This is a genomic window from Bacillus sp. MMSF_3353 (genome assembly GCF_030733445.1).
Taxonomy (GTDB): domain Bacteria; phylum Bacillota; class Bacilli; order Bacillales; family Bacillaceae_G; genus Bacillus_A; species Bacillus_A wiedmannii.
In genome coordinates this window covers 75,195-101,387 of the sequence record NZ_JASHJA010000004.1, presented here as the reverse complement: position 1 = coordinate 101,387, position 26,193 = coordinate 75,195, and the positions used below count along the sequence as shown (strand labels likewise).

Annotated in this window: 22 protein-coding genes and 1 pseudogene; 19 read left to right on the top strand and 4 right to left on the bottom strand. The window is 33.9% G+C overall.

Translation table 11 applies throughout. The features are described from left to right. Nucleotides 1–108: 108 nt before the first annotated feature. The 9 genes and pseudogenes from RBB48_RS11415 to RBB48_RS11375 form a co-directional block, all read left to right on the top strand. Nucleotides 109–318, top strand: a pseudogene (locus RBB48_RS11415) (IS4 family transposase); the annotation flags it as partial. A 600-nt stretch (nt 319–918) separates the two neighbouring features. Further along, the gene (locus RBB48_RS11410; protein WP_306007663.1) at nt 919–3,324 is read left to right on the top strand and encodes a PAS domain S-box protein; all 2,406 of its coding nucleotides are present in this window, start codon (nt 919–921) and stop codon (nt 3,322–3,324) included. 275 nt (nt 3,325–3,599) lie between these two features. After that, nucleotides 3,600–5,816, top strand: a complete 2,217-nt coding sequence (locus RBB48_RS11405; RefSeq protein ID WP_088063995.1) for a binary toxin-like calcium binding domain-containing protein — start codon at nt 3,600–3,602, stop codon at nt 5,814–5,816. 370 nt (nt 5,817–6,186) lie between these two features. Next, nucleotides 6,187–6,900, top strand: coding sequence for a response regulator transcription factor (locus RBB48_RS11400; protein ID WP_002017159.1), 714 nt, complete (start codon nt 6,187–6,189; stop codon nt 6,898–6,900). After that, the gene (locus tag RBB48_RS11395; RefSeq protein ID WP_106382918.1) at nt 6,897–7,955 is read left to right on the top strand and encodes a sensor histidine kinase; all 1,059 of its coding nucleotides are present in this window, start codon (nt 6,897–6,899) and stop codon (nt 7,953–7,955) included. Before RBB48_RS11400 ends, RBB48_RS11395 begins: the two co-directional genes overlap by 4 nt. Before the next feature lie 98 nt (nt 7,956–8,053). Continuing rightward, entirely contained in the window at nt 8,054–8,551 is a 498-nt protein-coding gene (locus RBB48_RS11390; RefSeq protein ID WP_002017161.1) for a DM13 domain-containing protein, read from the top strand. Nucleotides 8,552–9,672: 1,121 nt separating this feature from the next. Then, entirely contained in the window at nt 9,673–10,371 is a 699-nt protein-coding gene (sdaAB, locus tag RBB48_RS11385) for an L-serine ammonia-lyase, iron-sulfur-dependent subunit beta (protein ID WP_033716175.1), read from the top strand. A 22-nt stretch (nt 10,372–10,393) separates the two neighbouring features. After that, nucleotides 10,394–11,272 carry an L-serine ammonia-lyase, iron-sulfur-dependent, subunit alpha gene (sdaAA, locus tag RBB48_RS11380; RefSeq protein ID WP_088063992.1) on the top strand — a complete coding sequence of 293 codons (879 nt, stop codon included), beginning with the start codon at nt 10,394–10,396 and terminating at the stop codon, nt 11,270–11,272. 305 nt (nt 11,273–11,577) lie between these two features. Continuing rightward, nucleotides 11,578–12,897: an aromatic amino acid transport family protein gene (locus RBB48_RS11375; protein WP_088063991.1), complete on the top strand. Its 1,320-nt coding sequence runs from the start codon at nt 11,578–11,580 to the stop codon at nt 12,895–12,897. Between the two features lie 447 nt (nt 12,898–13,344). Here the strand turns inward: RBB48_RS11375 and RBB48_RS11370 are convergent, their stop codons facing one another. Further along, on the bottom strand, nt 13,345–14,658 hold the full coding sequence (locus RBB48_RS11370) for a condensation protein (protein WP_306007662.1): 1,314 nt from the start codon (nt 14,656–14,658) through the stop codon (nt 13,345–13,347). Nucleotides 14,659–15,158: 500 nt separating this feature from the next. Between RBB48_RS11370 and RBB48_RS11365 the strand changes: the two genes are divergently transcribed. The 7 genes from RBB48_RS11365 to RBB48_RS11335 all read left to right on the top strand — a co-directional run bounded on the left by RBB48_RS11365 (nt 15,159) and on the right by RBB48_RS11335 (nt 21,210). Next, a complete protein-coding gene (locus RBB48_RS11365) occupies nt 15,159–15,368 on the top strand; it encodes a hypothetical protein (protein WP_242475724.1) in 210 nt (69 codons plus the stop codon). A gap of 289 nt (nt 15,369–15,657) precedes the next feature. Then, nucleotides 15,658–16,725, top strand: a complete 1,068-nt coding sequence (locus RBB48_RS11360) for a glycoside hydrolase family 113 (protein ID WP_306007661.1) — start codon at nt 15,658–15,660, stop codon at nt 16,723–16,725. 89 nt (nt 16,726–16,814) lie between these two features. Beyond that, nucleotides 16,815–17,006 carry a DUF378 domain-containing protein gene (locus RBB48_RS11355; RefSeq protein ID WP_000670803.1) on the top strand — a complete coding sequence of 64 codons (192 nt, stop codon included), beginning with the start codon at nt 16,815–16,817 and terminating at the stop codon, nt 17,004–17,006. A gap of 210 nt (nt 17,007–17,216) precedes the next feature. Further along, complete coding sequence (serC, locus tag RBB48_RS11350) at nt 17,217–18,299, top strand: 3-phosphoserine/phosphohydroxythreonine transaminase (protein ID WP_087984264.1); 1,083 nt, start codon at nt 17,217–17,219, stop codon at nt 18,297–18,299. 12 nt (nt 18,300–18,311) lie between these two features. Then, nucleotides 18,312–19,484 (top strand): 3-phosphoglycerate dehydrogenase family protein, encoded by a 1,173-nt coding sequence (locus RBB48_RS11345; protein ID WP_087984206.1) that lies wholly within the window; start codon nt 18,312–18,314, stop codon nt 19,482–19,484. Nucleotides 19,485–19,499: 15 nt separating this feature from the next. Further along, the gene (locus RBB48_RS11340; protein WP_088063989.1) at nt 19,500–20,747 is read left to right on the top strand and encodes a DUF1015 domain-containing protein; all 1,248 of its coding nucleotides are present in this window, start codon (nt 19,500–19,502) and stop codon (nt 20,745–20,747) included. 85 nt (nt 20,748–20,832) lie between these two features. Next, on the top strand, nt 20,833–21,210 hold the full coding sequence (locus RBB48_RS11335) for a hotdog family protein (protein ID WP_048544764.1): 378 nt from the start codon (nt 20,833–20,835) through the stop codon (nt 21,208–21,210). A 219-nt stretch (nt 21,211–21,429) separates the two neighbouring features. On the opposite strand, the gene RBB48_RS11330 is transcribed toward RBB48_RS11335, so the two are convergent. Next, nucleotides 21,430–21,840: a DUF3224 domain-containing protein gene (locus RBB48_RS11330; protein WP_088063988.1), complete on the bottom strand. Its 411-nt coding sequence runs from the start codon at nt 21,838–21,840 to the stop codon at nt 21,430–21,432. A 126-nt stretch (nt 21,841–21,966) separates the two neighbouring features. After that, nucleotides 21,967–22,998: a S66 family peptidase gene (locus tag RBB48_RS11325; protein ID WP_306007660.1), complete on the bottom strand. Its 1,032-nt coding sequence runs from the start codon at nt 22,996–22,998 to the stop codon at nt 21,967–21,969. 290 nt (nt 22,999–23,288) lie between these two features. Here RBB48_RS11325 and RBB48_RS11320 point away from each other — a divergent pair, with 290 nt between their 5' ends. Beyond that, nucleotides 23,289–23,930 carry a hypothetical protein gene (locus tag RBB48_RS11320; protein WP_306007659.1) on the top strand — a complete coding sequence of 214 codons (642 nt, stop codon included), beginning with the start codon at nt 23,289–23,291 and terminating at the stop codon, nt 23,928–23,930. Between the two features lie 177 nt (nt 23,931–24,107). Here the strand turns inward: RBB48_RS11320 and RBB48_RS11315 are convergent, their stop codons facing one another. After that, nucleotides 24,108–24,365, bottom strand: coding sequence for a SunI/YnzG family protein (locus RBB48_RS11315; protein ID WP_306007658.1), 258 nt, complete (start codon nt 24,363–24,365; stop codon nt 24,108–24,110). 274 nt (nt 24,366–24,639) lie between these two features. On the opposite strand from RBB48_RS11315, the gene RBB48_RS11310 reads away from it, so the two are divergent. Further along, the gene (locus RBB48_RS11310) at nt 24,640–24,909 is read left to right on the top strand and encodes a 2TM domain-containing protein (RefSeq protein WP_088609333.1); all 270 of its coding nucleotides are present in this window, start codon (nt 24,640–24,642) and stop codon (nt 24,907–24,909) included. Between the two features lie 351 nt (nt 24,910–25,260). Beyond that, nucleotides 25,261–26,100: a YitT family protein gene (locus RBB48_RS11305; RefSeq protein ID WP_000747488.1), complete on the top strand. Its 840-nt coding sequence runs from the start codon at nt 25,261–25,263 to the stop codon at nt 26,098–26,100. Nucleotides 26,101–26,193: the final 93 nt, after the last annotated feature.

Here is a 26,193-nt window from a genome sequence, read left to right as displayed (position 1 = left end):
CCGTACCCATCAACTTAAGGATTTAGACTATTCTTAAACTTAAAAGCACGTTACTATTCTCTTATGTTAATGAGAAAGGGTGACGTGCTTTTTATGAATATGCATCAAAAACAAGAGCGATTAGAATGCCACCTTTATGGACAACTCATTAGTATCCTATTATGTTCTTCTACTATGTTTAAAATGAGAGAACTCCTGTTACGTAAGAAACCAAAAGAACTAAGTGAATATAAAGCGATGTACATAATTAAAGATTATTTCTTACTTTTTCATCAAGCACTACATAAAAACACCCTAAGCAAAAAATACAATAGGCTGCCCATATGGACAGCTCATTTACATAATTCTCGTTATTAATAGACAACAATGGATAGAATTTTCGTTTTGGGGTGAATCTATTTTCTTAAGTTGATGGGCATGGGGATGGTACACTAAACTAGACACCAAGTTAAGTGAAAAATTGAACGGCATAAGGCTCCTTATTTCCTAGAACACCTAGCTAAAGCAAAAGAATTTGTACAGCAAAAAAGTGAATATTGAATCAAGGTGCTGGTTGCTTTATGTGTATGGCTTAACCAAAAGATTGCAAATACATTAAAAGAGTAACTTGTAATAAAGATATTGCAATATTTTTAAAGCGAAAAGCCGAAATTGAGGAATTTGAAGAATTGTAATAGTGAAGGAATTGATTAATTTATAAAAAACATTTAAATAAAAAGAGAGAATAAATACCTTATTTTTGGGGTGTTTGAAGGTTCAAATGGAAGATTCTCTGGTTTTCGATTTGAATCAAAATGATACTATTTACATGTACTGTCATGTAGGGAATTATATTTTTTACACCTGAACTGTTTGTACTATTTGTAGGATTTTCAGTTTTTTTGTCGAATATATCTTTAATGCAAGGAGGGACATTACATGATTATTAAAGACTATTTTATCAATCTTTCTATTTTTTCTTTATTAGTTAGCGCAGCGATATTTATTCAAGTGTTTTTGATTCATTCCAGGCGATATTTCGAAAAATTCTATGGAGGGATTATTGCAGTTACTTTGATGCTCTTTTCTTTTCCATACATGGGATTTTCCTACGATCTTCGAGTGGTTCCTCTTATTCTATCTTTTATTTACTTTGGTCGCATTGCTGGTTGGATTACATTAATTAGCATTATTATAATGCGTATCTTTTACATTGGAGGTTACTGGGAACCTCCTGTGATTGCTTATTTAGGTTTGGGTATCCTATTTGTTACTTTTAAAACATATTTTAAAAACCTTCATCCTTTTAAAAGTGCATCTTTATATTTTTTGGTTTTTGTCGGAATAAAGTGGTTAGTTGGTGTATTCTTTAATACTAAGTTACTTTACACTGGAGGCTTATTATATATAGCTTTAGGGCTTTTAATTGGGCTATTTCTTATGGAAGCCTACCAGAGATTATATTATTTAACACAGGACTTATCTAAAATGAATCGGGAATTAAAAAAATCCAAGCAAGAACTCACAGATACCGTACATGAGCTTCAAGGAGGGATTTTTAAATTTAAAAAAGTGGGTAAGCACTTTATACACACTTTATGTGATGGACAGTTTTATTATCAAAAAGGATTTTATTCTGAACAGGTGGTAGGGAAAAGCTTACGGACTATTGATGCTTCTATTGTTCCACCACATTTAGTTCCACAATTGATGAAGTATTATCTTCAGGCATGGGAAGGGAAAGAAATTATATTCGAATTACCCTGGCCAGATGATAAAACGATTATTCTTATTGCACTTAGGCCGATTAAACGAAATGGACAAGTTATGGAAGTTGTTGGTTCTATAGTCGATATAACCGAAAGGAAAAAGGTAGAATCAGAATTAAGAGCTACCAAAGAATTACTAGAATCATTTATAAAGCATAATGTAGATGCTATTACCATTTCTGATCGAGAAGGGCATATTTTACAAGCAAATAAAGCTTATGAAAAGATATTTGGATGGTCATTACAAGAAATCATAGGTAAGAGATTACCCTGTGTACCAGATTTCTTAATGGAAGAATCACTTAAAAATATTCAGAAAATTCTAACGGGAGAATCCGTAGTTACCAGATTAGAAACTGTTAGACGACGTAACGATGGAAGTCTTCTTGATGTCAGTCTGACAGTTTCTCCTATACTAGACGTAAGAGGAAATGTGATAGCTTTATCTGCAATATGTAGAGACATCTCTGAAAGAAAACAAGCAGAAAGAGAACGACAGCGATTACACCAACAATTAAAAGATAGTGAAATGAAGTACCGTGCACTAATCGAACAAGCAACTGATGCAGTATATGTAGTAGAGCTGAATGAAAATCATGTTCCAAGTCGATTCATTGAGGTAAACCCTGTTGGTTGTAAAAGATTTGGATATAGTAGAGAAGAGCTGCTCTCGTTACCATTTCCAAATGTAGTACCACAAGATTCTAAAATGATTGTAAGGTTGTTAGAAAAAATTAGAGAGGGACAAACTTCCTTCACTTTGCAAGATGAATATGTTTTTCCAACAGGAAAAATAATAACAACTGAGTTTAGTGTCCGTGTTTTTAACTTAAATGGTAAAAAAGTTTTCCTAAGTATTTCTCGTGATATCACTGAACGGCTAAAAACAGAAGAATTACTACGGAAATCTGAAAAACTTGCTGTCGTAGGACAATTAGCGACTGCAATGGCTCATGAAATTAATAATCCATTAACCGCAATGAAAGGGTTTATGCAATTACTAAAATCAACGGAAACTGAGAATAATCGGGGTTATATAAATATAGTATCATCAGAGATTGAGCGTATAGAAAGTATTACTAATGAATTTATGGCGGTAGCCAAACCACAGGTGGTAAAGATACAACCTAATGATATTAGTGTGCTAATGGATCAAGTTTTAATGCTACTGCAACCTCAAGCAATGATGAATAATATAAAAATTAGAATTGATTTTACACCTGGTATTCCACTGATTCCATGTGAAGGAAATCAATTAAAACAAGTATTTGTTAATATTATAAAAAATGCAATTGAATCCATGCCAACAGGAGGAGAAATTTTGATTCAATTTGATAAACTTGATAATAATCAAATAAGGATTCGCTTTATCGATCAAGGATGTGGGATTCCAAAAGAACGTATACCATATTTAGGAGAACCTTTTTACAGTATTAAGGAAGAGGGAATCGGCTTAGGATTAATGATCTGTTATAAAATTATTGAAACACACCAGGGGAAGGTATTTATTGAGAGTGAAGTGAATAAGGGGACTATAGTTGAAGTCACTCTCCCAATTTGCACACTTCAAAATTAATACATTCTTTTACTGAAATTTTGTAAGTTAGTGAGCAGTTAGCTTTGGCTAGCTGCTTTTTTGTATATATTGTAATCGATTCTTCATATTACGGCTTTTTGATGTTTCATATATAGATTTTATGGCTTTTAAAAACTCTGTAAGTGTTTTGTAATATTTACGAGAGACTTTTTTAACAGTTATGAGAGAGAAAAGAAAGATTTGTTATATATGATGAAATTAATCTTACTAGTAGGTGTTCTAATGGATCTAGAAACAAAGGAGGAAAAATAACAATGAAACAATTGAAGCCAGCAATTAGTGTATTAGGTAGTGTATCAATGGCACTGACTTTAGCATCTCCTGCTTTAGCAGATGTAAAACAACCGAATCCAGGAGGTACAGTTGAAATATTCAAAGAGAATGCAGATGTAAAAAAAGAAGATAAGAATTTCACGCTCGGATCTGATGGAGAAATAGGTTCACTCATTACACAAAACATTGAAATGGCAAACAACGATTGGGATAAAGATGGTATTTCCAACGACTTAGAGATTAATGGATATAAAATTGAATTCAATTCACAAACTGGAAAAAATGAAGCGAAAGCATGGGATCCCGAGAAGGATAAAGGGAAACCAAAATTTATATCGAATCCTATGAATGCAAATACGGATGGTGATCCTTTTACTGATATGTATGAGGTTGAGAATTATAACAACGATTCTGATACTAATTTCAATCCGATAGTTGCCAACATGCCGAATTTGCAAATTGGTGTCAAACGAATTGAAGTAATTCCTATTGCAACCATTACGGATAATAATGGTGGATCAGTTAGTAGAGGATGGGAAAAAAGTGTATCTACACAACATTCATTTAATGTAGGTTTAAGTGGTTCAGGTGGTGTAGAAGGCTCAGCAGCCGGTCCTGTTCCTTCCGGAAGTGTTTCAGCAAATGTGGGATACGGATATTCAAAAACAACTACGGAAACGGAGAGTTATACAAATAATTTTGATTGGTCTACTGCAACAACTGTGGATACAGCGAACGCAGCAAAATTACGTGTACATTTGGAATATAAGAATGTAGGAACAGCATCCGCTGAAAATGTTTCGCCTCATTTTAATATTCGTTTAGGAAACAAAATTATTAATACTGTAAAGGCAACACAAGATCGTTATAAAGCAAACTATTTAAGTACAGAAAAAGGTGGACGGAATAAAACAGAAGTAGTAATTGACAGTTTAGAAGGACAAGCAGATGCGAATATTGTCTTATCTTTGGATGAATTGAAAGCTGTTGAACAAGGGGAACTTCTTTCGATTGAAGTTTTACCTACAAGTACAATGGATTTATCTATTGAAAAAGGTGAAGAAATTATGCATTTGGGGGATTCAGGGAGATATGAGTCTAGAGTAAATGCAGCTACTGAACAATTAGAAACAGATATAGGAAATATACCAAAGTTTAGGGTATATACTCCTAAAGACAAATCTCTTGCTGATAAGCCAGTTTTATCCTATAACGAAGTTTTTCAACAGGTAAATATAGATACGAAAAAAGTAAATCATATTGTAAACAAGGCTAAAAGTACTAATAACGTATCAGTGGTTTCAGCTAATAATGGAACTGATGCATTGAACGATTTAAAAGCGGGACAGGGAGATCGCGGTTATTTACATAAAGACTCTGTACACGGAGCTTTTGCAAAACTACAGCACCCAACATTAGTAGAAGGTAGTTATGATTCTGTGACACAAAAGATTAGGGCAACAATTTTACCTGGTTTATTTGGAGTGAGTAAAGATATTCCTACTACTTATAGTAAGAAATGGAATGCTCCGTCACAAACAGTAACACTGGTTAAACGTGAAAATGGATTTACATATGAGTCTAGAGAAAATATACACCCTATTAAATCTGAAATTGCTGCGCACAGAAAAGTTACATTTGAAATCAATGACGCACACAATCTAACGCCTACACAAAAGATTGATACTGAAATTAAAGCTAATAAAGAATTTGAAGATTATGTAGTAGATAATTCAGGTGAATTTGTTACAGAAGGAGTTCCTTATACCGTGGCTTCATATGGAAATACAGCTTATTTGGGAAGTCATCATGCAGGGAATAAATGGGAGTATCTTTGGGCTGAAAAATCTAGCGATGAAAAAGTGAATGTAATTATTGAAAGAGTAGGTCAACCTAAACCTGGAAAACCAATTAAAAAGGATGAAGAGGTATTAATTAAATTTCAAAATCCTATTTATTCAGATTATGCATATTTAAAACTTCAAGATAGTTATATCCATTTAGATCAAAAACAGAACGCAAGTACTTTTAAATTTAATCATGCATATCCAAAGAATTTCACTGGACACCATAAGCAATGGAACATACTATCTAATGGTAATAAGTTAAAGGTAGGATATTTAATCGATTATATGAAATATGGTAATGGAGAGAATGGGACTGATACTATAGCATGGAATCTATCAAGAGTTCAGTAATAGGTAACAGTTCTGTTGCTAAGTTTGAAAAGAGAACCGGAAATGAATTGTATCTGAAAAGTTAGATGCAAAAATTTAGGTTACTATTAAGGAATGAGTTCGATGTTGAATCGGACTCATTCCTTTTAATTTATATATGATTTAGAAACTACTATTTTAAATACTTATCTAGTCATATAAGTAATCAAATGTTAAGATTACTATCTGTATTACATGATTTATTTTCTGAATTTTCATTCGTTTCGAGGGTGAAATGTGGAATTCTGATTTATTTATGTGATTAGTTTTTATATCTTTACCTATAAAGATATTTTTATTGGATAATAGAAAAAAATTTTTGTTATTGGTGAAAAAGAAGTGAGGATAGTATATGAAGAAAAGAATTTTAATCGTAGAAGATGAAGAAAATATTCGAGAAGTATGCAAACGGTATTTAGAAAGAGAAGAATATGAAGTTTATACCGCTGTAAATGGTAAAGAAGGTTGGGATTTATTTCTTACACATCAACCAGATTTAATTATATTAGATTTGATGATGCCAAAAAAAGATGGATGGGAATTATGCGAGGAAATTCGTCAACAATCAAATGTACCTATTATTATGTTAACTGCTAAGGGAGAGGAAAGGGATCGAATTTTAGGCTTAACAATGGGGGCAGATGATTATTTAACAAAACCATTTTCCCCTCGTGAATTAGTATTAAGGGTTCAAATTATACTAAGAAGAGGAAGCCATGTACAAATACAAGCGAAAGAATCCTTATTGGAAGTGATAGAGTTTCCAGATTTAAAAATATATCCAAAGACAAGATATGTACTTGTTTGTAATAAGGAAGTGGAGTTAACGGTGAAAGAGTTTGAGGTACTTTATCTCATGGCAAAGCATCCAAAACAAGTATTTTCTCGCTCGCAGCTTCTTGAATTAATTTGGGATTTTGGACATGAAGGGGCATCAAACACAGTTACTGTGTTAGTGAGTCGTTTACGTGAAAAGCTCGAGAAGCATACGATAAAGAATCGTTGGATTCATACGGTTTGGGGTATAGGATATCGCTTTGAGCCAAATGGAGGAAATGAAACATGAGATTACGTATTCAATTGTTACTCATGAATCTATTAAGTACTAGTATTATGGTAATTGCTATATGGTATAGTGATACGAAAATGTTACTTGAACCGGAACAAACGCGGTTATTAACAGTAATTGCATTTGTGGCATTCATTATTTCAACGTTTATTTATTGGTTAATGACACGTCCTATCATGAGATCTATACAAAATTTAATAAAATTGACGAAACAATTTAGTGATAGACACTTTGAAACGATGTATATAATTGGGCAAGAACCACGTGAGTTTAAAGAATTGGCAACAGCCTTTCAACAGATGGCAAAAAAATTAGAAGAAGGGTTTACTAAGTTAGAGGAACAGGAAAACGCTCGTAAGGAGCTAATTACCAATATCTCACACGACTTACGAACACCTATGACTAGCATGCAAATGATGATAGAAGCATTACAAGATAACCTGATTGAAGATCCTGAAATGAAAAAGCAATACTTAGCAACGGTTTTAAAAGAAATAGAAAGATTAAATGGATTAATTAACGACTTATTTGATCTTTCAAAGTTAGAGTTTGAGCAAGTAGATTTTCACCCAAGTTTCACACATTTAGATAAAGTTCTATTAGATGTATTAGAGTCACATTCTGTCTTATTAGGAAACAAACAAATCCATGTGCAATTGGATGTCCCTGATACATTACCTCGACTTTTGATTATGCCTTGTAAAATAGAAAGGGTCATAGGTAATTTATTACATAATGCAATTCGATATTCTCCTATCTCTGGAACAATTGAATTGACTGTAGTGGAAAATAAACCAACTCAACAGGTCCAATTCACTTTGCGGGATGAAGGAATGGGAATTTCTCCAAATGATCAATTACGCGTATTTGAACGTTTTTTTAGAACAGATCGATCAAGAAGTTCACAATCTGGAGGTTCCGGACTTGGATTAGCTATTGCAAAATCATTGATTGAAATGCACAAAGGGGAAATTGGTGTACGGAATCGCGCAGATGGTAAGCAGGGAAGTGAATTTTGGTTCACTCTTCCCATCACATCAGTAAAAAAATAAGACGGCTGAAAGACTTTTGTAACATTTACGTTAGAAAAATGAAAGACCTTCTTGTTAACATACTACTACACAGTATGTTACAGGAGGTTTTTTACTTTATGAAAAGAAAATATGTATGGCTTATAGGTGGTTTGATAATTGTATTGGGGATTTTATGGTCATTGTTCCGACCAGAGAAATTATTTATTGATAAGCACGTAAATGAATCATTGCCACAAGCAGAGATACAATCAACTGAAGTAAGGCAACAAAGTGATCGAGTAATAAGGGAAGGTCAGTTTCAAAACGGTGTCCATGAAACAACTGGAACGGCAAAAATTTACCAATTAGCGGATGGAAAACGTGTTTTACGACTTTCTGATTTTGCAACATCTAATGGGCCAGATGTACGAGTTGTATTAGTTCCTACAAATCGCTTAAAAAATAATGAAGACGTGAAAAACTATCAGTATATTGAATTAGGAAAATTAAAGGGAAATAAAGGAGACCAAAACTATGAAATTCCTGAAGGGATAGATGTAAGTGAATATGGTTCGGTTTCTGTTTGGTGTAAAAGATTTAATGAAAACTTTGGTGCGGTTTATTTTAATAATTAAATATGAACTTAAAATTTCCTCTTACAGGCAAAATTCATCGGGGTAATGATAATAGTTGCAGCGGACTTAGTTGCTAAGAAGGGCACTCATAAGAGTGTTTTTTTCATATTCTTCAATTTTTGTATATTTTAGAGCTATTGGACGTTTACGGAGAGATTTTATTTAGTGTGGAAGCGTACTGTCTGTGAATAGAAGGATGAATAATATGTTACAGGAAAACATTACTCTTTTATAACTTAATTTTGAAGGAACATATACTTTTTTCATTTATCGGCTTGTAAAGAAGTATGGAAATTAAAGTTTATAATTTAAAAGTCAGCTTAAAGATGCAATAAGCAATTTGAATAGTAATCTTAAGTAAATAAAAAAGAGAGGAGCATCGATGAGCTCTTCTCTCTTTTTAAATCTAATTAGGGTTTCCATAACTGTAAAGGGGATGGTGTAAATTGTGGGATATTACCAAAATATCACTTTAAGTTAAGATTATAAAAAAGAAGTTCCTTTTTTCTGACAATGAATATTAATACAAAATTAATGGTTAATATTCAAAAATGATTTTATAGTTCATTAATTTATTACTTGCTATCTATATTAATCATTTATTACAACAGCTTTCATGTCCAAAATTAAATGTTTCAACAAAGGATAATATAAGTATCATTATAATGATTTTCCAATATAATCAATGTGTTAATGAAAGGAACTCTGTGTTATTTTTGCTTTTCTACTAACTAATACAGCTTCAAACAAAGGACACAATTGCTACATGCTAAGTGTAATCTATTACCCATTCAAGATTCTGTTTATTCAATCTTTCTAAAAATAAAAAAATATTGTACTCATAAATATACAAGCTATAATGAGGGCGTCGAGAAAGAATTTATTACCTCTAGAGAAAGTATCAAACCTAGTTTTTTTGCAAAAATCCTAATGACATTGTAAGTAACCTTTTAAATTTGGACATACTCACATGATTACTCTAAGAAAGGTATGTGATCAAAAGGAAAAGTGTATTTGACACGAGAATGAAAGCGCATTCAATTAGATCTTGTTTTGAATCAGTCATTTTAATAACTTAGATTCAACTGTAATTAAAAATAATAAATTATGGGGGTGCTTATATGAACATGAATGTAGCATCTATTAAAGAAAAAAAGGTTGTTAAATACAAAAGTTGTTTTGATGTGATTGGGCCCATAATGATAGGTCCTTCAAGTTCACATACTGCAGGTGCTTTGGCTATTGGAACGGTAGCCAATAAATTATTTCAAGGTCTTCCAAAAAAAGTCGTGGTAAGGTATTATGAATCATTTGCTGAAACCCATAAAGGTCACGGAACTGATTTTGCAATTATTGCTGGGATATTAGGATTTGCTGCCGATGACAGCAAAGTGCCAGATGCTATTGAAATAGCAGAATCTAAAGGAATTGAAATTACCTTTATTGAAGAAGCAGGTGATAGTCCTGCTGGCCATCCAAATACGGCAGATGTATATTTAGAGGATGAAAATCGAAGTATTAGAACGATGGGGATTTCGGTTGGCGGTGGATTAATTGAAATCAAACATGTTGAAATTGACGGATTTAGTTTAGATCTGCAGGGGCCATTGCCAGTTATTATTGCGATTTCTGAAAGAGCTGACTTTGAATTTGTCTTACGCAGGATCTTTAAACAATATGATGTGGAAATAAACAACTTTCATAGTTTAGAAGAAAACAGGAAATATTTATATGCATTCGCTTTGGATACGCTATTGCCTGGTAATGTCCAGGAGGAATTAGGAAATTTAAGCAATATAGCTAAGCTCATTATTCTTTAGTTACATTAAGGAGTGAAAAAATATGTATATGGCCATAAAAGAAATTGTGGATGCAGCTAATAAAAGCCAAAAGACAATTTATGAATTAGCAATTGAACAGGAAATTGAACAAACTAAATCTACTTATGAAGAAGTTTGGAGTAAAATGGAACGAAATTTAGCGACTATGCAAAATGCTATAAATAAAAGTATCGAGGGCGACGGTGTATTTTCTCCAACTGGTTTAACCGGAGGTGATGCTGTTAAAATTAAAAACTATCGAGAAAATAGGAAAACCCTTTCTGGAGATTTGATGGTGTTAGGGATCCAAAGTGCTATCGGTGTTAATGAAGTAAATGCTGCATTAGGAGCTATTTGTGCAACTCCAACAGCAGGTGCGAGTGGGACGATTCCGGGAGTCCTATTTAGTATTAAAGATACGTTGCAGTTAAGTCATGAAGATATGATTCATTTTCTATTTACTTCAGCGTTATTTGGAACGATAGTCGCAAACAACGCTTGTATTTCAGGAGCGTACGGAGGATGTCAAGCTGAAGTAGGCAGTGCCTCAGCGATGGCGGCTGCAGCTGCGGTTGAAGCTGCAGGTGGAACGCCACAGCAATCTTCTGTAGCTTTTTCGATTGCATTACAAAATTTACTCGGTTTAGTTTGTGATCCGGTCGCTGGTTTAGTAGAAATTCCTTGTGTAAAGAGAAACGCCATTGGAACGGCAAATGCTTTAGCAGCAGCGGACATCGCATTAGCCGGCGTAAACAATATCATCAATGCTGACGAAGTTATTGAAGCGATGTATAGAGTTGGAAGACAGATGCCTCGCGAATTAAGAGAGACAGGTTTAGGTGGAATTGCAGCTACACCTACAGGGATTGCCATTAAAAATAAAATCTTTGGAGAGAAATAATCAAATCAATGAACAATTACCGGATATATTGTGAAAAAGTTAACAATCTATTCTCTATTGTTCGCCTAAGGATGTCTGTATATTGGGGGAATTACTAATAAAATATATCACTATATAATTGGGATATTTTATAATTTGTAACAACCCCGTCAGGTTGATGCTTCGCCAATTTTTTGATTTTGATTAACTTAGAAGAAGGATATACGATGTGGCGCACTTTATAAGCAATTCATTTTTCAAGAACGGTCTATATTCCGATGCCTTAAATAGAGAAGTAAGAATAGAAAACTAGGAGGAATTATTATATGAATGGGAATACTGCAAAAAACATAGAATTTCAAGTTGATAATACTGCAGTAAAAAATGAGAAATATCTAGACCCTAAAAAGTGGCATAAACAGGATACTACCTGGGCATTGAGTCTATTTGGAACAGCAATTGGAGCAGGAGTACTCTTCTTACCTATTAATGCAGGTTCAGGTGGTTTATTATCATTGCTGTTAATTACCATACTTGCATATCCTGTTATGTATTACTCACATAGGGCACTTGCTAAAATGATATACGCTTCTAATTCTGCCGATGAGGGGATTACAGGTACAATAAGAGAGTATTTCGGAAATAAGGCAAGTATCATTTTTAACATTGTATATTTCGTTTCAATTTATACGATCGTGCTGATGTATTCGGTTGCACTTACAAATACTGCAAGTAGTTTTATTGTGCATCAATTGCACATGCCGGAGCCTCCAAGGGCCATTTTATCGCTTGTATTAGTACTCGGTCTTATCACTATACTAAATTTTGGTCAAGATATTACTGTAAAGATAATGAGCATGCTAGTATATCCTTTCATTGTTTCTCTACTTTTTATCGCAATATCTTTAATTCCACAGTGGAATACGTCAATGCTAAGTTTTTCAAGTGTTTCTACTGCTTCAACTGGAACAGGATATTTTGGAACAATATGGATGATACTACCAATCATCGTATTCTCGTTTAATCATTCTCCTATGATTTCGTCATTCGTTATGAAACAGAGAGCTACGTATGGAATAGATGCTACTGATGCCAAGTGTGCTCAAATACAAAAAGTTTGTTATATCATGACATTCGTTGTTGTTATGTTCTTTGTTTGGAGCAGTACTTTAAGTTTGACTCCAGATGATCTTAAGGTGGCAAAAGAACAGAACTTGTCAATCCTATCATATCTTGCTAATGAGCTTAATTCGCCAGTAATTACTATTGCGGCTCCTATCATTGCGTTTGTGGCTATTACAAAGTCTTTCCTTGGCCATTATATAGGAGCGTATGAGGTAATGCGTGACATGATTATTAAGTCCGGTAAAAAACGTGGGAAAGATTTAGGAGAGAAAACAGTTAAGACAATGATTCTTACTTTTGTCGTATTAACATGCTGGTATGTTGCTTATACAAATCCAAGTATTCTTGGAATCATTGATGCCCTTAGCGGTCCGTTAGTTGCTGCTATCTTATGTCTATTACCGATGTATGCAATCAATAAAGTACCAGTACTGGCTAAATACAAAGGGAAAATGAGTAATGTATTTGTAATTGTTATAGGAATACTTACTGTTCTAGCAAGTATTAAGTCATTATTCTAATTCTCTATTGTTCGTTCGGATGCAAAAATAGTAGGATATGAAAAGAGAATAAAAGACTTTTAGCGGAACTGAATTATATATTGTTAAACCATAGAGTTTATGGTTTTGGACAAACTATTCACCTTGGATAGTTTGTCCTTTTTTGATTATATGTATAACTTCTATTGCAGCATTTTTTTTAAGCTGTTTGTAATGATTTTAATCCAAGCATTTGAGGGCGCCTAACCATGTGCATCAAGCTAATATTTAAAGTATCTCACATCTGTTTTCTTAGGTTAATGGGAATGGGCCGGTACCCCATGTATGGCGAACAACTAAACTGGCTTCCTTATATCCTATGTCCGAAGCCAGTTCATCTCTCACATACTCACTTCGCGTTCCTTGAGGAAGGAATCTTCTTGGCTAGATTTATAAACTTAACTTATTGAGCTTAGGGTGATACTCCCGTTACAATTTTGATAGTTCATTGACCACACTTTCTAAAAATTGCTCTACCTTTTCTTTTGTAGTATCTGGCGAATGATAACCAATTGTAAATGTAAGTCTCTCATTATAAGAGCTTGCCCCCATTGTAAAGAATGGTGCATACATAATTGGTGATGTTATATACCCGTCCTGAGCTTGAACTTCACCAAACTTAATAGGTTCATCAGCTATCGATCCGAAATTAGTAAGTAACGGTAAAGCCATTCCCATTTGTAAAGCCCATTCATATTGCTGTTTATACATTTCCTTAACTTGAGATAGCTTTTTACTTGCCAGTAACTCCATTCCTGCGGCTGAAGAAAGACCTGGATTTTGAGATTTTATTGTATCCATTGATTCTTTGACTCGAACTAGAGTTTGATTAAATGAGTCATCATTTTCCATTTTAATCACTGGCATTTCCATCCCGGATAAGTTGCAAATTGAACCAGTTGTATGATTAGGGAGATATCGGCGTAAATCAATTGTTAAACCAACCATTTTTTCTGCGGTACGAGGTTCTGCATACACAGCGAAATGTGATAAAGAGCGGAAGTATGCAGTCAGGATTGCATCATTTAAGGTAGCTTGTTGTGCCTTTGTCCATAGGGTTAAACGTAGAGTTTGCTCACGGCTTAACCGTCGCACGGCCATTTTTGGATAAGTATTTTTGTTAGGTTGAGATGGAAAAGACCATAATGCTGCTTGTTGTTCTTGGCTGGGACGATACGCACTTTTTATGTCTGTTATTCCAGTATATTTGAATACAGGTGATTGATCGCGAAAACCCTCATTTTTTGCATTAAATCTCTTTATAATTTCATCCTTAGACTGTCCCAGAGAAAGGTGAGTATAAATTGCTCCCAGCAAATTAATATATTCCTTGACTCCAGCACCATCTGAACAAAGATGAGATAATTTAACAACTAATATATTTGTTGAAGTGCCTCGTAATAATTTTGTCTGAACCATAGGCCCTTGAATAGGATCTCCAGATTCCTTTATAAAATCTATTGCCATCACTTCAAGATTTTGATCATCTCCTTCTGCAAAAAAACAAATTGGTGAGTTAGTACTAGATGAATGTTCCTCCCAGTAAGGCATATCACTTTCTACAAAACGGCTGTTTAAAACGGGCTGTAATTGTAACGTTATTCTTACTGATTGTTCAAGTACTTTTTTTGATATACCTATAGGAAAATAAAGAACGGCATTAATTTGTTGATTTGCGGAATAAAGACCAAGTATATAATTCATTCGATCTTGAGGTGTTACTGAATATTTCCTTTGTTCCATAATTTTCTCCCTCTTTTCAAGCTATTTTTGGTTACAATCTTGTTTTTCATAGGGTTGTAACTTTTTTAAAGGATCCATATTGTTTTATTTTCACTTTTTTAGTATTTCACTTATGAAAGTATGATTTCTGTATTGGTTCATGTTGTTATTGGTATTAATAATATTCATCAATTTTGTTTGGTTTTTGTATAAAAAGTAGATAAATTGTATTTTCGTTTGATTATATATAAACATTTTACATAAATGTTTGTGTATAATCTACAAAAAATAATCGAGTCATTTTTATCTTTTTTCGACAGTATCTCCCATCTATTTACTAACGCTATCCCAACATTAAACAAATTAAGGAGGGGGTCTTCTGACATAAAATATACACGTTGTAACTTCTAATCTTACAATATTGTAAGATTAGAAGTTAGATAGTTAGATAGAAGTCATTAACTTATGAAAAAATCACATCTATAATCCAGATATAAATCATTAATTAAAGGAGTATTCTAGTGAAAAAAATTATAAGTTATGTGGTGGTTATTGCTATCTTTATAGGAGTAAAACGTTATGTGCAAGGTCCAGGACAACCAGTCGATGGGATTCTAGTTAGTGGTACTGCAGCTGATATAGAAAAAGTCAAACAAGAATTTAAAGATGATATTAAACAATCTAATGAAGTAAATATAAAAGTAATACAAACAAAAAGCGAATATAGATAAAAATTTTTTGATACATTTATGAGTATAAAAATTTATTTATATAAAAAATTAGATGTGGTTAGGTTATCAGAAAAAATCCAATAACTTCAATTTTAAAAAGATAAAAAAGGAGCGGAAATACGCTCCTTTTTTATTTATCTTACTATTTTTAGGAGGTTAGTATGAATAAGATATGGATAAAGGGTGAATAGCATTTTTATTGATGAAATTTCACTAAATATTCTTGTGGAATATATGTGAAACATTGTATAGAATAAGCAAGAATGCCAAAAATTATAGGGGGAAAGTTGTGAAGAAAAATAAGAGTTTAATAAGTTTTTTAGGAGTGTTTATTATGTTGTTTTCTTTTTGTTTTCAAGGAAATGTACAGGCTGATGTAAATACTGTTCAATCTGGAAAAATCAAATCAGGAAATGTAACGGTATGGGAAGTTGGAAATGTGGCGAAAGTGTTAGCTGATGTAGAGCGCTTAAATTTAAATACAGTAAATGTACCGATTCAGGTAGATATTCCGAATGTAACTTCTACGAACATGGTAATTAATCAAGCGCAAAAGCAACAGGCTATTCTTTTAATTCAAGAATTATTAAAGCGTAATATTCAAGTTATTGTGGAACCGTTCCCATATATTCAGCAAGGAAATGTTGGGGAAACGGAATGGAATCCGAGTAATATTAATGATTTCTTCTGGAATTGGAAAACGGTTATTCTACAAGATATTTTTAATTCGATTACAAGTAAATACAATGTGTACGGGCTCAAGATTGCCTCTAATTTCGTGAATATGGAATATGCAGAAGGATATTGGAGCGATACGATTGATTTCGTCCGTCAGCAATATAAAGGAAATGTTTTGTATCAAATGAATTGGTGGTTAACAGCAAGCTTTGATCCATCTTATGAAGCGAAGTTTATAGAAAAAATAAATCGTCCATATTTAAAAAAGGTGGATATTGTTAGTATTGATGGTTGGTTTGAAGTTTCAGGAAAAAGAAATCCATCATACGAAGAAGTGAAGCAAAGTTTATTTGCCACAACAGTATATAATCGTGGGCAAAATGTTGTGCAGCAGTTAGAACAATTACATAATGCAACAGGAAAACCGGTTTATTTTGGTGGATTTAACGTTCCAGCACGTGAACTTGGACTACAAAATCCGTGGAATCCAGATGTATCTAATGTGTTTTCAAAGGACGTACAATTAAACGGATGGCGTGCTTACCGAGATATATTAGAAACGAAACCGTATTTTAAAGGTTTTTCAATTTGGTTTATTGGCTCTCATAATAGTACGCATGCGTATCAAATACATAGTAAAGAAGCAGAGGCAGTTATTAACGGCTGGTACCGAAAATAATTTTTATTAAATAGGTAAGTTTTGAATTTTACCACATATATTTCTAGTGAAAGGCCTTTCACCATCTTATCACCTAGGGGGCAATCATAATGAAATTTTTGTCTTACCTTACAGTAATTTTGGTGATTCTTGGCGGTTTGAATTGGTTGTTTGTAGCGTTAGATTACAATGTAGTTGAGAAATGGTTTGGTTCTATGCCGGCGCTTGTGGACACTATTTATTGGCTCATTGGTCTTTCTGCTATTTATCAAATTTTTGATCGGTTCTTCACGGACAATTAGCAATTATACTTTATTACTAGAGTGTTAAGTACGATTATGTACTTAACACTTTTTTGTATGTTTATAAAAAGTAGTTTGCACATGCAAGCGATTCCATTGCGTCTTACGCCGTAATAATAGAAAACAAATTGACCACGTATTATATTTCAGGTTATAATTCAGAAAGTTTAAAAATTAATAAAAATAAGAAATAGGGAGGTTATCAGGGTGATGGAGAGAGTATATAATTTTTCAGCTGGACCATCAATACTCCCTTTGCCAGTTTTAGAGAAAGTGCAAAAGGAGCTTGTAAATTATAACGGGACAGGCATGTCTATTATGGAAATGAGTCATCGATCTTCTTATTTTCAAAGTATTATAGATGAAGCAAGTAGCCTAATTCGTGAATTAATGAACATTCCTGATGAGTATGAAGTACTGTTTTTACAAGGCGGTGCGTCATTACAATTCTCTATGATACCGTTAAATGTAATGAATACGTACAAAAAAGCAGGGTACGTATTAACTGGCTCATGGTCTAAAAAGGCGATGCAAGAAGCTGAAAAAATAGGGGAAGTACAAGTGCTTGCTTCTTCTGAAAAAGAGAAGTTTACTACAATTCCTAAACTGGATGGTTTACCAAATGATGAAAAACTAGATTATGTACATATTACAACGAACAATACAATTGAGGGTACGAAATATGTGGACATTCCACGTTTAGATAGAGTACCGCTCGTTGCAGATATGTCCTCAAATATTTTATCAGAACAATATGATGTTACGAAGTTCGGCCTTATATATGCGGGAGCGCAAAAGAATTTAGGACCAGCGGGCTTAACGATTGCAATTATAAAAAGAGATTTAATTGGGGGAGCAGATCGCTCTTGTCCTACAATGTTAAACTATGAAACTTACAGCAAAAATAACTCCTTATATAATACACCGCCATCCTTTAGTATTTACGTAACGAAACTTGTACTAGAGTGGTTGAAAGAGCAAGGCGGGGTATCTGCGATTGAAGAACAGAATAGAATGAAATCTTCACTTCTTTACAATTTCTTAGATGAATCAAAATTGTTTACTTCACCAGTTGATCCTACGTATCGATCACTTATGAACATTCCGTTTACAACACCGTCAGAAGAGCTGAACAATGAGTTTTTACAAAAAGCGAAAGAACGCGGCCTTGTTACGTTAAAAGGGCATCGCTCAGTCGGTGGTATGCGTGCAAGTATTTACAATGCGATGCCAGTACACGGTGTACAGCAATTAGTAAATTATATGAAGGAATTTGAGCTTGAGAATAGATAGGGAGATGGGGATATGTTTCGTGTTCAAACGTTAAATCAAATTGCGGAAAAGGGTTTGCAAGTACTTAGCGGAGAGCGTTATGAAGTAGGGGATAGAATGGACCACCCAGATGGTATTTTACTTCGTAGCTATTCTTTACACCAAGAAGAATTTTCAAAAGACTTAAAGGCGATTGCAAGAGCTGGTGCTGGTGTAAATAATATTCCTGTCGAGCGATGTACAGAAAAAGGGATTGTAGTATTTAATACACCAGGAGCGAATGCCAATGCAGTAAAGGAACTTATTATCGCTAGCCTTATTATGTCTTCACGTAACATTATTAACGGTGTAAGCTGGACGAAAAATTTAGAGGGTGAAGAAGTACCGCAGCTTGTTGAATCAGGAAAAAAACAATTCGTTGGATCAGAAATTGCAGGGAAACGTCTAGGTGTAATTGGCCTCGGCGCAATCGGTGCTTTAGTTGCGAACGATGCGTTAGCTTTAGGGATGGACGTTGTCGGATATGATCCTTACATTTCAGTTGAAACAGCATGGCGCCTTTCTACACATGTACAAAGAGCATTTAGTTTAGATGAAATTTTCGCAACATGTGATTATATTACACTTCATATTCCTCTTACGAATCAAACGAAGGGGATTATTGGTGAACACGCTGTAGAGAAGATGAAAAAAGGTATGCGTTTATTCAATTTCTCTAGAGGAGAACTTGTAGATGAAAATGTTCTTCAAAAAGCGTTAGAAGAAGATGTTATTACGCATTACGTAACAGACTTCCCGAATGAAAATGTGATAAAGATGAAAAATGTAACAGCGACGCCTCACCTTGGTGCATCTACATCTGAATCAGAAGAAAATTGTGCAATCATGGCAGCGCGCCAATTACGTGAATATTTAGAGACAGGAAATATTCGTAATTCAGTAAACTATCCAAACGTCGAACTCCCTTATATCGGAAAGAAACGTATTACAATCATGCATCAAAACGTTCCGAACATGGTAGGACAAATTACAGGATGTTTAGCAGAACATCATATTAATATTGCGGATATGATTAATCGTAGTAAACATTCTTGGGCGTATACAATGATTGATATTGATAACGGAATTGATGATATAATAAAAGAGAACATTGTGGAAAATATAAGCAAAATTACAGGTGTTGTAGCCGTTCGAATGATTGTGTAAAGGAGAGAGGAAAACTTGGCAAAAATCCGACCGTTTCGGGCCATTCGTCCAGTAGAAGAAAAAGCAGCGGAAGTTGCAGCTTTACCGTATGACGTATTAAATAGTAAAGAGGCAAGAGAGGTTGTAAAAGGGAATCCGTATTCTTTCTTACACGTTGATAAAGCAGAAATTGATTTAGACCCGGCACTTTCACCGTACGATGATCGTGTATATGAAAAAGCGGGTGAAAATTTAAATCGATTTATACGAGAAGAAGTATTCATACAAGATGAAGAGCCATCACTGTACATTTATGAACTGACGATGGAAGGAAGAACGCAGTCAGGTCTTGTCGTTTGTACATCTATTGATGAGTATGAAGATGATACAATTAAAAAACATGAAAGAACGCGTCACGAAAAAGAATTAGATCGTATTCGCCACGTAGATGTGTGTGATGCAAATACGGGGCCTATCTTTTTAACGTATCGTACGAAAGAAGATGTGAAACGTATCATTGCAAGCTGGAAAGAAGAGCATGCGCCAATCTATACATTTACAGCAGAAGATGGCGTGGAGCATGTTGCCTGGAAAATAGTTGATGAGGATGTAATTGCTACTTTAGTAAACGCATTTGAAGATATTTCTAATCTTTATATTGCAGATGGGCATCATCGCTCAGCATCAGCAGCAAAAGTAGGGCTCATGCGAAGAGAACAATATCCGAATTACACAGGAGAAGAAGAGTTTAATTTCTTCCTATCTGTATTATTCCCTCACGATGAATTATCCATTTGGGACTATAACCGAGTTGTGAAAGATTTAAACGGCTTATCAGAAGAACAGTTTTTAAAGCAAATTGCACAATACTTTTATGTAGAAGAAGCAGCTGTTTCTCCGTATAAACCAAATGAGCCAAAAACATTTGGTATGTATGTAAACGAGAAATGGTATAGACTCACAGTGAAAGAGGAAACGTTTGATGCGAATGATCTCGTTAAAGGTTTAGATGTATCTATTCTGCAAGATCATTTATTAAGCCAAGTACTTGAAATACACGACCCGCGATCTGATTCACGCATTGACTTTGTCGGAGGAATCCGCGGATTAGAAGAACTAGAACGTCTTGTAAATAGCGGTGAATATAAAGCAGCGTTTTCATTATATCCGACATCAATGGAAGCTTTACTATCAATCGCAGACGCTGGAGAAATTATGCCGCCGAAGTCAACGTGGTTTGAACCGAAACTGCGTAGTGGGTTGTTTGTACATTCTTTAAAGTAAATATAGACTTCTTTAGATTGAAAAACCGAAATGATTATAGTTTCGGTTTTTCTTATTTATAAAGTGTTTTTGAGGAGGGGTATAGATGAAATTGCAAGTAGGGGAAAAAATCACCTTTGAGCGAACTTTTACGAAAGAGGATGTTGTTTTATTTACGGAAGTATCGAAAGATGAAGGTGTTCATCATGTTACACCAGATGAGCAGGGGAGATTTGTTGTACAAGGACTGTTAACATCAACGTTGCCTACAAAAATTGGCGGTGATTATAACGTACTAGCTCGCAAGATGGATTTTGAATTTGTACGTCCTGTTTTTAGCGGTGATACGATTCGTTGTGACGTAACTATTGAACAATTTGAGCCCGATGAAAAAAATCGTACAAAAATTATTGCGATGTTTATATGTAGGAATCAACTTGAAAAAGAAGTTATGCAGGGGAGTTTTTCTGGGATTATTCTTTAGTTAGTAGGAAAAGTAATGAATAGGTGGGGGCCACATGCCTCTCGAGCTTAGATTTTTAATTCCCCCCATAACGAAAATTTTATGCATTGCTGGATACTGATAATAAGACGTTATGTAATATACCCTGTTCTTTTCTTAACTAATAGAAGAATAGTTGAATAAGCCCGTCAACAAAAAAAGGACATTCCTAGTATTACAAGAAATGTCCTTTCCACTAAATTATAGGATATTTTGCTGAAATTCAAACTCTAAAATCAGTTTACTGGTTTGACCTGTAAACTGATAATTATAGGACCCTCTCAGATTTTCTAAGTTACCAGTAGCTTTAATAATTGTTCCTGGGGAATTTAGATTTCCTTTATCGAATATTCCTTGCTCTATAGCTGTAAATGTCCCTTGTTGCCCCTTATAAATTCCTTCAAAGTGTAAAAATCCAGAAATTTTAGCAGTAGCCAAGTGACCATCATTTATATTTGAGTCTAAATAATATAATAAGTATTCAACAAAAGCTTTTCCTTTTAATTCACCATCAATATCATATTCAACATGGGCAATATTAATAGGGAAATCTTTTCTAGTATCATCAATTAGTTTTTCATCCCATTTACTTACTGTAAATGTTGCTTCCATACACGTAAATCCCCCTTTATCATTAGATAAGTAATCTCCCTAAAATGAAAAAATATGCTATTCTTCCTGTAGGATCAGGAAAACATAATTATAAAACTTATGGCTATACTTATTTAAAGTTTTCCTTTATTCCACGCCACTCTCTAAAATAGAGAAAGCCCCATTTTCACAATCAATTTCTGCCATCGCACCGTAAGGTAAAATAAACTTCGGCTCGGTATGACCAAAATTTAAATTATAAAGAATCGGCAAATCTTCTAAGTTATGTTCTTTCATAACTTGCAGTATTTCATGTTTATATTCTTCATAATACATTTCGTCTTTTGGTTTACCAAAGATGATACCCTTTGCTTTTTGGAGAATGCCTTGCGCTGCGTAATTTCGTAACCAATACTTTATATAGCTTGGTTCTGGATGGTCTTCAGAAGTTTCAAAGAAAAGGATACTATTTTCCCAATGTTTTTTCTCAGGCCAAAGCTCCGTTCCTTTTGCAAATTCCAATACTTCTATACAACCACCAATTAAGCGTCCTTGTACGGTAGTAGAGCCTTGAAGTAGTTCATAGCCATTGTTTTGTTGCATCGTACGCCTTGTATCTTTATTTACCTCTATCCATTCTAAACGCTCACTCGTCCATTCATGAGCTGGTTGAATCTCGCCAATTGTCTCATTTGAAAAGAGAGTCCGATTTACCATTTCAACTGTATATGGATCCATCTCTACATTTTCGGCAAAATCAGTTAAAATTGCTGGACCGTAAAAAGAGGAAACTCCTGCTTTATGACAAAACAAGTGTGAAACGGTATCGTCAGAGTACCCCATAAAGATTTTCGGATTTTCACGTATCACATTAAAATCAATATAAGGTAGTAAACGGATACTATCTTCTCCGCCAATATTCGTAATAATTGCTTTAACACGCGTATCTTTAAATGCTGTCATTAAATCTTCCGCACGAGCCCCTGGATTGTTATAAAGGTATTCGCTACCTTTTAAACTATTTGGCATTGGGATAACTGTAAGCCCGAATACTTCTTCTAATCTCTTTACTCCTTGCTCATAACGCCATCTTAGCTTAGAATCACCCGCTCCTCCCCATGAAGCACTTACTGTTGCCACAATATCTCCTGCTTGTAACCTCTTTGGTTTTATTAACATGTTAACTCCGCTCCTACATAATGTAATGGACTACGATTATACAAACTGTAGCATTGAAAAAATATGATGCATCACATTAGTTTCTTCATCATCAATCTGTTTACCTGCTGTGATTCAAGAATTTAGCACTCGTGTTGAATATAGGAATAATCGATTCATATTTAAAAGTTACAGTATGCAACATTGCATAAGAAAGATGGTTGCTATTTTATATAACCTGTAACTATAATGGTTACATGTTGGTCGTATCCAATCAAAAAATATAATCATCATGAATGGAGAGGTTACATATGGGTATGAAAAAAATAATTTTAGCAGGTGCTTTAGGGATCGCAGCATTATCAGGAACGAATTTACCAGGATTAGAACTGTCAAAAGTGAGTGCGGCTTCTATTGAATCGAATTTCTCGACGTTAGAAGGACGAGTAGTAGAAGTAGATAAAGGTGTAATTGTCGTAAAATCTAAGCAATATGAGGAGCCTGTAAGTGTATATATAGATTCCCTTTCAAATGTGAAAGTAGGAGATGAAGTAAAAGCTACTGGATCTATGATGCGTAATTTTACTGAATATATGATTGCAAATACAGTTGAAAATACGTCAAATAAATTAGGTATGCACATGAAAGAAGATGGTTCTCCTGATTATGTGATTGGGGAAGTATCAAAAGTAGGAACGATGGAATATGGGGGAGACGGTTCTACTAAATATGTCGTAGTTGAGTATCCATCACTAAACGGGAAGAAAGTTATTATTGATGTTTTCTTAACGAAGGGACAAGTATTTCATACAGGTGAGAAAGTAAAAATTGATATGAAGTATGTGGGCTGGGGCGGTATTTCTATTAACTGGAACACGGTTGATCATATCGAAAGAGTTTATGAAGCAAAGACGAACGCTGAAAATAATGATGATGTATGGATTTGGTCTTAATTAGAATTCTGTAATTAACAAATATATCCCTTAGTACCCAGCAAATTGTCATACACATGATCATTTGCTGGGTACTTTTTGTTTATTTTTACATCATTGTATCTATAATAATTTTTAAAATGCGGGTATACAGTTGAATCGAATAAACCCATATAGACAAGTGTTTTATCCTATTGCTTATGCATTGATTTTATTCAAAATTGAGACTCTATTGGTCGTAAATAATAGATAATTTTGTTTTACTGTTCTGATTAAAATCCGGTCTGTTGTAGCGTATGCTGTTCCAATTCGGATTACGTTTTCTTCTTCTTCTACACCAGCATAGGTTTCATCTTCTGTAACTTCAATAATTTCACTTAATGGAATTTGAATCTTAGCTAGTTGCCATGAAATAATTAATTCTCCATCTGTTTTTTTGATATCGATACCTAGCATGTTACCAAAACCTTTCTGTATTAAAATATGGCTATTAATTTTATTATACAGATTTAAAGGGTTTATTTCTATTGTGAAATTTGATTTTTCAATTTTTTCACAAGGTATCGTACTACGAACAAAAAAGGGTATCCACTAGCACCTGCAATCTTCCTGAAATGAAGACGATCTTTTTTATTTTGTGAATTTTTGAGAATAAGAGATTTTTGATTAGAATATGATGTTTAAATCGGAGCGAATTTAAAAAATACAATAATGAAAGAGGTGTTTATATATGGAGCAAGATGAGAATTATTTACGAGCTAAAAAAAGGGTGGAGAATTTAAAAGCGTTTTACATTCATTTAACGGTGTATATACTAGTGAACTTAATGCTTTTTATTATAAATATAATCTCTGATTCCAGTAAATTGTGGTTTTTATATCCACTTGCAGGTTGGGGAATCGGTATCGTTATACATGGTTTGACAACTTTTCCAGTTGGGATATTCGGAAAAGAGTGGGAAGAACGAAAGATTAAAGAATATATGGAGAAGGATAAGTAAATTTATTTCTGGAAATTATGAATATAAAATCTCATATGAATCTCTATGATCACACGCTTGATGCGAAGTTTATTCTATAGCTTCGCCTATTTGTTTTGTATTTGAAGTTTGTGCGAGTGAGAGTGTTGATATACATTTTTTAGGGTGAATTGCATGGGAAATCAAAACTTTATTTGTCGTACATAATAAATACAGTTGTTTTACTTTTTAATTACATGTGGATATAGGATGAAGTTGATTTATTACCCTATATTAAAATAAAAATAAACCACTGTTCGATTTGAATATTCCACGATATAATGGTGAGAGTTTATGACAGAATAAATATTTACATAAGAAGTGAGGTACTGTATGAAAAAAAGAACGACAGACATTATTTTTATTATTATTGGTGCATTTCTTTTTGCGTTAGGTGTCAATTTGTTTGTTATCCCGAACGAGTTTGGTGAGGGTGGAGTAACTGGTATCACGATTATTACGTATTATTTATTTGAATGGTCACCAGGCTTAGTTAACTTAATTTTAAATGCGATTTTGTTAATAGCTGGTTATAAATTTTTAAATAAGATTACAACAATTTATACGATTATCGCTGTAGTTACGAACTCGCTATTCCTTCATTTGACAGAAGGTTGGACGATTGCTTCGGATGAAATGCTCGTAAATGCCATTTTCGGAGGAATATTTATTGGGTGCGGGATTGGTCTTATTATTCGTGTTGGCGGAACAACAGCAGGTACTACCATCTTAGCAAGGATGACGCATAAATATTTAGGATGGAGCATTAGCTATGGTTTACTGTTCTTCGATTTAATCGTTGCGTTTTCGTCTTATTTCATCATTGGTGCAGAAAAACTGATGATAACAATTATTATGCTATATGTAGCAACGAAAGTGATGGAATTTGTAATTGAAGGTTTAAATCCGAAGAAAGCCATTACGATTATTTCTGATAACCCGAATGAAATTGCCGGAAAGGTAACTACATTAATGGGCAGAGGGGTTACTGTGTACTCAGGTCATGGCTATTACACGAAAACGCCGAAGGAAATTCTTTATGTTGTTATTAATAAGCAAGAAGTAGTCAAGCTAAAACGGATTGTTCAAACTACAGATCCGGCTGCGTTCATTGCTATACACGATGTTCGTGACGTATTTGGAGAAGGATTCGTTGATATTTCTAAAGCATAGAAATTACTTTTCATTAAAATAATCTTAATACTAAAACGTAAGAATCTATTTTGAATAATCTTTTTTCAAAATAGATTCTTTTTATTTATCTTA

Excerpts from the sequence above, each read along its gene's own strand:
- RBB48_RS11330 (WP_088063988.1), bottom strand. The coding sequence starts at position 21,840 with ATGGAAGCAACATTTACAGTAAGTAAATGGGATGAAAAACTAATTGAT.
- RBB48_RS11390 (WP_002017161.1), top strand. The coding sequence starts at position 8,054 with ATGAAAAGAAAATATGTATGGCTTATAGGTGGTTTGATAATTGTATTG.
- RBB48_RS11405 (WP_088063995.1), top strand. The coding sequence starts at position 3,600 with ATGAAACAATTGAAGCCAGCAATTAGTGTATTAGGTAGTGTATCAATG.
- RBB48_RS11400 (WP_002017159.1), top strand. The coding sequence starts at position 6,187 with ATGAAGAAAAGAATTTTAATCGTAGAAGATGAAGAAAATATTCGAGAA.
- RBB48_RS11315 (WP_306007658.1), bottom strand. The coding sequence starts at position 24,365 with ATGCTAGGTATCGATATCAAAAAAACAGATGGAGAATTAATTATTTCA.
- RBB48_RS11355 (WP_000670803.1), top strand. The coding sequence starts at position 16,815 with ATGAAATTTTTGTCTTACCTTACAGTAATTTTGGTGATTCTTGGCGGT.
- RBB48_RS11375 (WP_088063991.1), top strand. The coding sequence starts at position 11,578 with ATGAATGGGAATACTGCAAAAAACATAGAATTTCAAGTTGATAATACT.
- RBB48_RS11395 (WP_106382918.1), top strand. The coding sequence starts at position 6,897 with ATGAGATTACGTATTCAATTGTTACTCATGAATCTATTAAGTACTAGT.
- sdaAB (WP_033716175.1), top strand. The coding sequence starts at position 9,673 with ATGAACATGAATGTAGCATCTATTAAAGAAAAAAAGGTTGTTAAATAC.
- sdaAA (WP_088063992.1), top strand. The coding sequence starts at position 10,394 with ATGTATATGGCCATAAAAGAAATTGTGGATGCAGCTAATAAAAGCCAA.
- RBB48_RS11345 (WP_087984206.1), top strand. The coding sequence starts at position 18,312 with ATGTTTCGTGTTCAAACGTTAAATCAAATTGCGGAAAAGGGTTTGCAA.
- RBB48_RS11370 (WP_306007662.1), bottom strand. The coding sequence starts at position 14,658 with ATGGAACAAAGGAAATATTCAGTAACACCTCAAGATCGAATGAATTAT.
- RBB48_RS11335 (WP_048544764.1), top strand. The coding sequence starts at position 20,833 with ATGAAATTGCAAGTAGGGGAAAAAATCACCTTTGAGCGAACTTTTACG.
- RBB48_RS11305 (WP_000747488.1), top strand. The coding sequence starts at position 25,261 with ATGAAAAAAAGAACGACAGACATTATTTTTATTATTATTGGTGCATTT.
- RBB48_RS11320 (WP_306007659.1), top strand. The coding sequence starts at position 23,289 with ATGGGTATGAAAAAAATAATTTTAGCAGGTGCTTTAGGGATCGCAGCA.
- RBB48_RS11310 (WP_088609333.1), top strand. The coding sequence starts at position 24,640 with ATGGAGCAAGATGAGAATTATTTACGAGCTAAAAAAAGGGTGGAGAAT.
- RBB48_RS11325 (WP_306007660.1), bottom strand. The coding sequence starts at position 22,998 with ATGTTAATAAAACCAAAGAGGTTACAAGCAGGAGATATTGTGGCAACA.
- RBB48_RS11410 (WP_306007663.1), top strand. The coding sequence starts at position 919 with ATGATTATTAAAGACTATTTTATCAATCTTTCTATTTTTTCTTTATTA.
- serC (WP_087984264.1), top strand. The coding sequence starts at position 17,217 with ATGGAGAGAGTATATAATTTTTCAGCTGGACCATCAATACTCCCTTTG.